Source organism: Mesorhizobium sp. M5C.F.Ca.IN.020.29.1.1, assembly GCF_003997375.1.
In the GTDB taxonomy this organism is placed as follows: Bacteria; Pseudomonadota; Alphaproteobacteria; order Rhizobiales; family Rhizobiaceae; genus Mesorhizobium; species Mesorhizobium wenxiniae.
The window spans coordinates 1-5,733 of the sequence record NZ_RZSW01000416.1 but is presented as its reverse complement, the minus strand read 5'-3'; the positions used below and the strand labels follow the sequence as shown (position 1 = coordinate 5,733).

The 5,733-nt window shown below is 62.9% G+C and carries 7 protein-coding genes; 6 read left to right on the top strand and 1 reads right to left on the bottom strand.

The features are described from left to right. Window positions 1–3 precede the first annotated feature (3 nt). Entirely contained in the window at window positions 4–1,227 is a 1,224-nt protein-coding gene (locus EOA85_RS25840) for an MFS transporter (protein WP_127211654.1), read from the bottom strand. A gap of 119 nt (window positions 1,228–1,346) precedes the next feature. On the opposite strand from EOA85_RS25840, the gene EOA85_RS25835 reads away from it, so the two are divergent. The 6 genes from EOA85_RS25835 to EOA85_RS25810 form a co-directional block, all read left to right on the top strand. After that, window positions 1,347–1,991: a TetR/AcrR family transcriptional regulator gene (locus tag EOA85_RS25835; protein WP_127211653.1), complete on the top strand. Its 645-nt coding sequence runs from the start codon at window positions 1,347–1,349 to the stop codon at window positions 1,989–1,991. A 146-nt stretch (window positions 1,992–2,137) separates the two neighbouring features. Further along, a complete protein-coding gene (locus EOA85_RS25830) occupies window positions 2,138–3,064 on the top strand; it encodes a histone deacetylase family protein (RefSeq protein WP_127211655.1) in 927 nt (308 codons plus the stop codon). Between the two features lie 3 nt (window positions 3,065–3,067). Then, window positions 3,068–3,319, top strand: a complete 252-nt coding sequence (locus EOA85_RS25825) for an exodeoxyribonuclease VII small subunit (protein WP_029355594.1) — start codon at window positions 3,068–3,070, stop codon at window positions 3,317–3,319. 111 nt (window positions 3,320–3,430) lie between these two features. Beyond that, window positions 3,431–3,697, top strand: coding sequence for a DUF2277 domain-containing protein (locus EOA85_RS25820; RefSeq protein WP_127211652.1), 267 nt, complete (start codon window positions 3,431–3,433; stop codon window positions 3,695–3,697). 10 nt (window positions 3,698–3,707) lie between these two features. After that, window positions 3,708–4,628, top strand: coding sequence for a pirin family protein (locus EOA85_RS25815; protein WP_127211651.1), 921 nt, complete (start codon window positions 3,708–3,710; stop codon window positions 4,626–4,628). A gap of 132 nt (window positions 4,629–4,760) precedes the next feature. After that, window positions 4,761–5,733, top strand: a 973-nt coding sequence (locus tag EOA85_RS25810; protein ID WP_245486005.1) for a 1-deoxy-D-xylulose-5-phosphate synthase N-terminal domain-containing protein, incomplete at its 3' end; no start/stop codon positions are given.

Here is a 5,733-nt window from a genome sequence, read left to right as displayed (position 1 = left end):
AGCCTATTCGGCAGGAACCGCGGCTGCGTCGCATGCGGAGGTGTCGCAATCCGCCGTGGCAAGGCTGCGCATGCCGAGCAACACGATGACCAGTGCGATTGCGCCCGCCGCCACCGACACCAGGAACCCGCTCTGTGCGCCGAAGGCGTCCACCACCCATCCGGCGGCAAAGGAGCCGAGCGCCATGCCGATGCCTATGCCGGTCATGACCCAGGTGACGCCCTCGGTCAGCATCGCCTCCGGCACGCGCCGCTCGATCAGGCCGAATGCCGTGATGAAGGTCGGCGAGATCGCCACACCGCTAACGAAGACGGCCAGCGCCAGAAGAGGCACCGTGTCGGCGACGAGCAGCGGCAGCGTGGTGAGCGCGATGATGGCGATCGCGATGGCAAGCTGAATTTGCAGCGGTGTTTTCAGGTTCAGGGCGCCGATGATGATGCCGACGACGAACGATCCGAGGGCGTAGACGCCGATGACGAGGCTGGCGGCGCCCGGCTGGCCGAGCGCCTTGGTGATTGCCACGGTGCTCACCTCAGTGGTTGCGAAGGTCGCGCCAATGAAGATCAGGGCCAAGGTGATGATTTGGACCGGCCGCAGGCGGATTGCCGAGCCGCGCGAGCCCTGGTCGACCGGTCGCACTCGCGGCTCGGTCGAGCGCTGCAGGATGAATGCTGTCGAGCCGAAGGCGAGGAACAACGTGCTCGCCAACATTCCCGCTTCCGGGAAAAGGGCCACGCTCAGGCCCACCGATAGCGATGCCCCGGCGATGTAGACCAGCTCGTCGGCCGCCGACTCGAAGGCGAACGCGGTGTTCATCTCGGGGCGATCCCGGAAGAGCTCTGTCCAGCGCGCGCGCACCATTGCGGGGATGCTGGGCATTGCGGCGGCCAGCAGCGCTGACACGAACAGTGTCCATATCGGCCAGTCCTGATTGGCCGCCGCAACCAGAACCACGAAAGCGAGCACGGAAATCACAGTGGTGGGCACCACAATGCGCGCCTGGCCGAGGCGGTCCACCAGCCGCGATATCTGCGGCGCGACGAAAGCATTGGCCAGCGCATATGTCGCTGAGACGGCGCCGGCCAGCCAGTACTCGCCGTGCGTCTGCGACAGCATCGCGACGATCCCGATCGGAGCCATGGCCATCGGCATCCGGGCAACGAAGCCGGCTGCGGCGAAGCCCTTGGCTCCCCTTGCCTTGAAGATTTCGCGATAGGGATTGGGCATGAGAACACTCCTGGATTCTTGAGGTCGAGCCACTTATATACGTGGCGTATGCAAATCAGATAATGACATACGACGCGTATGTCAATTAATATACGAGACGTATGTGAAGGAATGAGCGAATGGGGCACAAACCACGCAAGGAGATGATCGCCGAGACCCGCGCCAAATTGGTCGCGGCGGCGCGCCATGCCTTTGGCACTGTCGGCTATGCCGAAGCGTCGATGGACGACTTCACCGCATCGGCCGGGCTGACGCGTGGCGCGCTTTATCATCACTTCGGCGACAAGAAGGGCCTTCTCCAAGCGGTCATCGCCGAGATCGACGCGGAAATGTTGGCCCGACTGAAGATCGTTTCGGCCAGGGCGGACACTCTCTGGCAGGGCTTTGTCGACGAATGCACCGCGTATATCGAGATGGCGCTGGAGCCGGAGATCCAGCGTATTGTCCTTCGCGATGGACCGGCGGTGCTCGGCGATCCTTCGCAATGGCCGAGCCAGAATGAGTGCATCCGCTCGATGAGCGAGAACCTTCAAAAGCTGAGGGACGAGGGAACCATCGTTGCTGTTGATCCCGAAGCCGCAGCAAGGTTGATCAGCGGCGCCTCGCTACATGCCGCGCAGTGGATCGCAAATTCGGAGGATCCCGAAGCGACGTCGAATAAGGCGGTGCAGGCATTCAACGTGCTTTTGGAGGGGCTGCTCAAGCAAGGCCGCAGGATTGGCCGTCCGCAAGCACCGGCTGAGATTGACAAATCGCTGGCCTGAGTCTGTTTCAAGACCTTCGAAGCCAAGGCGCGGCAATGGCTCGCGCTGGACCCAACCAGCACCCCCCATCTAAACCCTGTTGAACGTCTTGCTTTTGGTGGTGCCAGAACATGGTCAAAGCCGCCGGGCGCGCCTATATCGGGGGCATGGTCACAAGGCTTTATACCCACCCGGTCTTTCTCGAACACATAACGCCGCCCGGTCATCCGGAGCGGCCGGATCGCCTGCGCGCCATCGAACGCGCGCTCGACGACGAGGCCTTTGCGGCCCTTGATCGTGCCGAGGCGCCGGAAGGCGACGAGGCCACCATCCTCTACGCACATCCGCAGGAATTCGTCGAGCGGGTCCGCGCTACGATACCGGACACTGGTATCGCTCGCGTCGACGCCGACACCACCGCCAGCCCGAAAAGCTGGCAGGCGGCTGTGACGGCGATCGGTGCCGCCAACGCGGCCGTCGACGATGTTTTTCGGGGCAACGCCACCAATGTCTTCGTCGCCGCCCGGCCGCCGGGCCATCATGCCGAAAAGACGACGTCCATGGGCTTCTGCCTGTTCAACACCGCGGCGATCGCGGCGCGCCACGCGCAAAGGCAGCACCAGGCCGAGCGCGTCGCCATCGTCGACTGGGACGTCCACCACGGCAATGGCACACAGGATATTTTCTGGGACGATCCGTCGGTGCTCTACTGCTCGACGCACCAGATGCCGCTTTACCCAGGGACCGGGGCCGTGAGCGAAACCGGCGCCGGCAACATCGTCAACGCGCCGCTGGCGCCGCAAACCGGCAGCGAGGTTTTCCGCGACGCTTTCCTGTCGCGCATCTTGCCGGCGCTCGACAGTTTCGCGCCCGACCTCATCATAATTTCCGCCGGCTTCGATGCGCACCACCGCGATCCGCTGGCCGAGATCAACCTGACCGAGCGCGATTTCGACTGGGCAACCGGCCAGTTGATGCAGCGCGCCGGTCGCCACAGCGACAACCGGCTCGTCAGCCTGCTCGAGGGCGGCTACGACCTGCAGGGATTGGCATTTTCGGTCGCCGCCCATGTCGGACGATTGATGAAAGGATAGACGATGGCTGGTGAGACCAACGAAGACGTTAAGGCAATGAGCTTCGAGCAGGCGCTCGACGCGCTGGAGAAAATCGTCGATGATCTGGAGCGCGGTGACGTGCCGCTCGACCAGTCAATCCGCATCTATGAGCGCGGCGAGGCACTGAAGGTCCATTGCGATCGGCTGCTCAAGGCGGCCGAGGACAAGGTCGAAAAGATCAGGCTTTCGCGCGACGGTAAGCCGGTGGGGACAGAGCCGCTGGACGCGGAGTAAAGCGCGGTCTCGAACGACAATTTCGCCTCGCGGCTTTTGGATATGATCATGATTGAGGATAAAATTCATCCCGTTTGAAAACGGCTCCAGGACGAGAGGAGATCGCGAACGATGTGCAGAAACATCAAGACCCTGTTCAATTTCGATCCGCCGGCAACCAATGACGAGGTCCGCGATGCCGCACTCCAGTTTGTCCGCAAGCTGAGCGGAACGACGCGGCCGTCGAAACAGAACCAGCATGCGTTCGACCACGCCGTCGAGGCCATAGCCGCGTCGGCGCGCGAATTGCTAGACAGCCTCGAGACGAAACAGCATCCGCGCAATCGCGAAGAGGTGGCGGCCAAGGCGAAAGCCAAGTCTGCACTCCGCTTCGCCTGAGGAAGACCGCATGAGCTTCTTCCCCGGAAACGACCCTCTGCCCGGTGACGCCTTCGCCAGCGACCAGATCGAACTGATGGTCATTCCGAACGCCAAGGATATTGGCGGCTTTCAGGTTCACCGTGCCTTGCCAACCGCCAGGCGCCGGCTGGTAGGTCCCTTCATCTTCTTCGATCGCATGGGCCCGGCGATTTTGCGTGCCGGCCAGGCGCTCGACGTCCGTCCGCATCCGCATATCGGCCTGTCGACGGTCACTTACCTGTTCGACGGCAAGATCAGGCATCGCGATTCGCTCGGCACCGAAATGGTAATCCAGCCCGGTGACGTGAATTTGATGACCGCCGGCCGCGGTATCGTCCATTCCGAGCGTACGCCACAGGAGCTGCGCGGCGCGCCGATGTCGGTGTCCGGCCTGCAGACATGGCTGGCGCTGCCCGACGACAAGGAGGAGGTCGACCCGATCTTCGAGAATACGGCGGCCATGCGTCTGCCCGAGATCGACGCCGAAGGCGTCAGCGGGCGCATCGTCATCGGCGCCTTTTCCGGGCTGCGGTCTCCGGTCGTGACCGCTTCGGACACGCTCTATGCAGACCTCAGCCTGGCGCCCGGGGCCAGCGTGAAAATCCCTGCCGATGCCGAGGAGCGCGCCATCTATACGTTGGAAGGCGAGGTTTCGATCTCCGGCGACCGCTTTCCGGCCGAGCGGCTGCTGGTGTTCCGGCCCGGCGACGAGATCGTCGTGTCCTCGGAAGGTGGAGCGCATTTCATGCTGTTCGGCGGCGCCTCGCTCGGCTCCAAGCGCTACATCTGGTGGAATTTCGTGTCATCGTCGAAGGAACGCATCGAACAGGCGAAAGAAGAGTGGAAGACAGGCCGCTTCGATATCGTTCCTGGAGATGAGGAAGAGTTCATTCCGCTGCCGGACAATTAGAGCGCCGCGCGTCCTTTTGGACGCGTAAAGGAAGCCCTAACACTTTGAATCTACGCCGCGTCACTCGCACGCATTTACATTCGCCGGCCAGCGGCCTATTTCGCACGTGGATAAAAGCAGGCCCTAGCACCAGTGAACGCAAAGCTCCATACGCCACTTCTCGACAAGGTCCGCATCCCGGCCGACCTCAGGACGCTTGACGCAGGTGATCTGCCGCAGTTGGCGTCGGAGCTTCGCACCGAGTTGATCGACGCCGTGTCCCACACCGGCGGACATCTCGGTGCTGGCCTTGGCGTGGTCGAACTGACGGTCGCATTGCATTATGTCTTCAACACGCCAGACGACCGGCTGATCTGGGACGTCGGCCACCAGGCCTATCCGCACAAGATCCTGACCGGCCGCCGCGACCGCATCCGCACGCTGCGGCAAGAGGGCGGCCTGTCCGGTTTCACCCAGCGCGCCGAGAGCGAATACGATCCGTTCGGCGCCGCCCACTCCTCGACCTCCATTTCCGCCGGCCTCGGCATGGCAATGGCACGCGATCTCTCCGGTGGCCGCAACAATGTCATTGCCGTTATCGGCGACGGCGCCATGTCGGCCGGCATGGCCTATGAGGCGATGAACAATGCTGGCGCGCTCGATGCCCGTCTGATCGTCATCCTCAACGACAACGACATGTCGATCGCTCCGCCGACCGGCGCAATGAGCGCCTATCTGGCCCGCCTTGCGTCGGGCAAGGCCTATCTGGGCTTGCGCGATTTCGGCAAGAAACTGACGTCCTATCTCGGCGAACGCGCAGATCGCGCCATCAAGCGGGCGGTCGAGCATGCGCGCGGCTACGTCACTGGCGGCACGCTGTTCGAGGAAATGGGTTTCTATCACATCGGCCCGATCGACGGTCATAATCTCGAGCACCTGATCCCGGTGCTGAAGAACGTCCGCGACAATGCCGACGGCCCGGTGCTGATCCATGTCGTAACCCAGAAGGGCAAGGGCTATGGACCGGCCGAGGCGGCCGCCGACAAATATCACGGCGTCAACAAATTTGACGTCATCACCGGCGCGCAGGCCAAGGCGCCGGCCAACGCGCCGAGCTACACGAAGG

Coding starts and splice junctions, on each gene's coding strand:
- EOA85_RS25840 (WP_127211654.1), bottom strand. CDS start 1,227: ATGCCCAATCCCTATCGCGAAATCTTCAAGGCAAGGGGAGCCAAGGGC.
- EOA85_RS25835 (WP_127211653.1), top strand. CDS start 1,347: ATGGGGCACAAACCACGCAAGGAGATGATCGCCGAGACCCGCGCCAAA.
- EOA85_RS25830 (WP_127211655.1), top strand. CDS start 2,138: ATGGTCACAAGGCTTTATACCCACCCGGTCTTTCTCGAACACATAACG.
- EOA85_RS25825 (WP_029355594.1), top strand. CDS start 3,068: ATGGCTGGTGAGACCAACGAAGACGTTAAGGCAATGAGCTTCGAGCAG.
- EOA85_RS25820 (WP_127211652.1), top strand. CDS start 3,431: ATGTGCAGAAACATCAAGACCCTGTTCAATTTCGATCCGCCGGCAACC.
- EOA85_RS25815 (WP_127211651.1), top strand. CDS start 3,708: ATGAGCTTCTTCCCCGGAAACGACCCTCTGCCCGGTGACGCCTTCGCC.